Raw genomic sequence first — 3161 nt, forward strand, 5'->3', positions numbered from 1 at the left:
GGACAAGCATCGTCATTTTATTATGGTCAGCCTCAGGGTGAAGTGTGTCTAATCAACAGGGTTTTCGGTCTCTAAGTACTTTTTAAAGGGAACATCATCGACTCAAATCTCTATTTGCAACAGTGCCTTTATAATGACTTTATATATTCAAGCTTGTTGATGATAGGTCATATTTTAAAAATCCATAAATATGACCTATCGATTTTAGAAAAGAAAGAATGATTTAGAAGCGGTAACGAACCCCAGCTTCAAGCGAGCGTTCTGGACCTACATAAATTCCCTGACGCAAGCTGGCAATATAACGCTTGTCCGCCAGGTTTTTCACTGCACCATAGAATTCAACTTGATCATTAAGCGTATAACGTGTAGTCAAATCAACTGTCGTATAGCCATTGATTTTGCCCGTGAAAAAGCCAGATGTGTTTTCTACAATTGGTTTTGTATTCAATTCATCGGTAAATTGTGAACCCGTATAATTCGCACTTAATTGCGTACGTAAACCTGCATAGGTATAACCTAAACCTAGGTTTGCTACCCACTCTGGTGTATACGGAACACGATCACCATCTCTTGATTTAAGCGTACCGTTTTTATTATATCGGTCGCCCTTAAACTGAGCATCGATTACCCAAGTCAGATTAGCGAATACATCAAATCCGTTGTCCAATTCTAGATTAACCGCGCCTTCCAGACCTTGGTTATAGGTTTTACCGCCATTTGTATTTTGAAAGTCAGAATTACTGTTCGCTGGAATAATCTGGTTATCAAAGTCCATACGGAAAGCAGTCACTTCATAGCGCAAAGCATCTTGTTGACCTCTTAAACCCAATTCCCAACTCACGGCAGTTTCCGCATCCAATTTTTGGTCTTGCAGGCTACTCAGTGAATCACCATTCAATGCTGGGGAAAATGCTTTATAGACACTACCATACAGCTGCACAGCTGGATCGAGTTGGAATGTCATACCCAGTCCAGGCATCACTTCAGTATTTGAAGTCTCAACCGATGCACTCGTTTTCTTATCCTCACGTTGCTGCTCATAATGTTCAATACGAACACCCGGTGTCACCGACAGTTGGTCGGTAATATCGAAACGGTTTTGGGCATACAACGCGACACTTTTAGCAGAATCTTGGACATCCTTATCGACCGTGCCGGTACGTGGCGTTGCACGAGTTGCCTTAATGGTGACATCATCCATTTTTTCATTCATCAGGCGTAAGCCAATTTCTGCCTCACCTGGAATATTAAATAAAGTATGTTTTGCCACTAAGCGGGTTTCAGCACCGATACGTTCAAATGCACGATTATTGCCATTCAATGTATCCTTATATATCCACTGGCCTGCAGCTTTTGATGCAGATCCATCAACATCATAACGCCAGTAATCACGATTCATTTCACTCCAATAAAATAATGTTTGAAGCTCCATGTCATCATTTATATTCCAGCGGTGATTAACATCGAAAGAATTACGTTCCGTTAAGAACCAGTCATCTGGTGCAGGGTTGCTCTCTTTCTCATTTTGATATTCGCCCAGGAACTGCCCACGATAAGAGATGTTGGCATCATTCTCATAATGGGTGAATTTCACACCTAACCATTGATTATCACCAATTGCTGTGCCCGCCTTAATGACAGCATCTTTCATTTCATAGCCCTTGTCCATGAAACCGTCACTTTTTGCCCAGCTTAAAATAGCGCCAACGTTACTGTCTTTGTTTGGAGAACTACCTCCTAATTCAACTGTTGTTTTATACGTATCCCAAGAGCCAACCGATACATCAACCAGAGCACCATCTTCCGGTTGCTTCGTCCGGTAATTGATTACCCCCCCAATATTCAGTGGACCATAACGTAAAGCTGAAGAACCTTTCATCACTTCAATACTATCCATGCGTTGTACACGTGGATTGTAATAGCGGCCATTTCCAACAAATAGACCAGGAGCTACAGGCACACCATCTTCTAAAATTAAAGTTTTATAATCAGCTGAGCTGATACCTCGCATACCAATATTGGCAACTACAGCAGACTCTTCCTCAGGTTTCACATAGACACCGGAAACACGTTTTAAGATATCTTCTGTAGATGTTGGAATAACCTGTTTAATTTGCTCTTGGTCTACGATCACCGCTGCACCCGGAATCTTCGAAACAGCGTCCTCCTGTGAGCCAATCACCTGAATTGTAGGCAAAACCATACTTTTTTGTTCTTGCTCAGGGGCTGCATATAAATTAGGCACAAAACTACTGAATAATAATCCGCTCATGACGATTGGATTTTTCAAAAAGTAACGTTTTTCCATGTTTACCTCTGTCTAAAAGATCGGGTTGGCAATCGATTTGTAGATAAATTAACTTACAAAACAATTAAATTGCAATACAAATAAAAACAATTATCACTTATATTTAACAAGCTATTATCTTTTAGAAGAAATAGGTCTTAATAAAACGATTATTTTTCTAAAATTTATTCTGGTTTTTAACTTTGTTTTATTAATTGTCTGACTTAAAAAATGGAAGGCATCTTTAAGGTCACGACTGTGCTATCCAAATAAATGCTATAGCAATCATAAATGATCAGTATTGAAGAAATTTTTGGTTTATAAATTACAAACGCCTTTATTGATGAGTGGAATGTGCTAATTTTTCATGAAAAGGAACTGTTTAACCCGCTCTTTTTGGCACTGTTGCAAATAACCACGAATGGTAAGCTGAAGACTGTTCTAGCTAAAGGTGCAGCATATGAATCCTTTCCATAGTCGGCATTTTCAGGGCGAAATCATTCTTTGGGCTGTGCGCTGGTATTGTAAACATGGCATTAGCTATCGTGAACTGCAGGAAATGCTGGCCGAACGGGGTGTGAATGTTGATCACACGACTATTTACCGTTGGGTTCAACGTTATGCTCCTGAAATAGAAAAACGTTTACGCTGGTATTGGCGTAATCCTACAGATCTGAGCTCGTGGCATATTGATGAAACCTATGTAAAAGTGAATGGACGATGGTCTTATCTGTATCGTGCAGTCGATTGTCAACGGCATTCTAAAATTGACCCCTTTCACCTTACAAATGGCAAAGTAAAATTGACCCCTTTGATCTCGTATTAAATTTCAACCTGGGGCTGAATCCCAATTCTTTTTTTATCCTTCAAACGA

At 39.9% G+C, this 3161-nt stretch carries 1 protein-coding gene and 2 pseudogenes; 2 read left to right on the top strand and 1 reads right to left on the bottom strand.

The window, feature by feature from the left end; translation table 11 throughout:
- Positions 1-75, top strand: a pseudogene (locus HX743_RS15715) (IS6 family transposase); the annotation flags it as partial.
- Positions 76-223: 148 nt separating this feature from the next.
- On the opposite strand, the gene HX743_RS15720 reads toward HX743_RS15715, so the two are convergent.
- Positions 224-2308: a TonB-dependent siderophore receptor gene (locus HX743_RS15720; RefSeq protein WP_178319649.1), complete on the bottom strand. Its 2085-nt coding sequence runs from the start codon at positions 2306-2308 to the stop codon at positions 224-226.
- A gap of 439 nt (positions 2309-2747) precedes the next feature.
- Here HX743_RS15720 and HX743_RS15725 point away from each other — a divergent pair.
- Positions 2748-3050 (top strand): annotated as a pseudogene (locus tag HX743_RS15725) (IS6 family transposase); the annotation flags it as partial.
- Between the last annotated feature and the right edge of the window lie 111 nt (positions 3051-3161).

Origin of the sequence: Acinetobacter sp. Swhac1 (genome assembly GCF_013390985.1) — a bacterium.
Taxonomy (GTDB): Bacteria; Pseudomonadota; Gammaproteobacteria; order Pseudomonadales; family Moraxellaceae; genus Acinetobacter; species Acinetobacter towneri.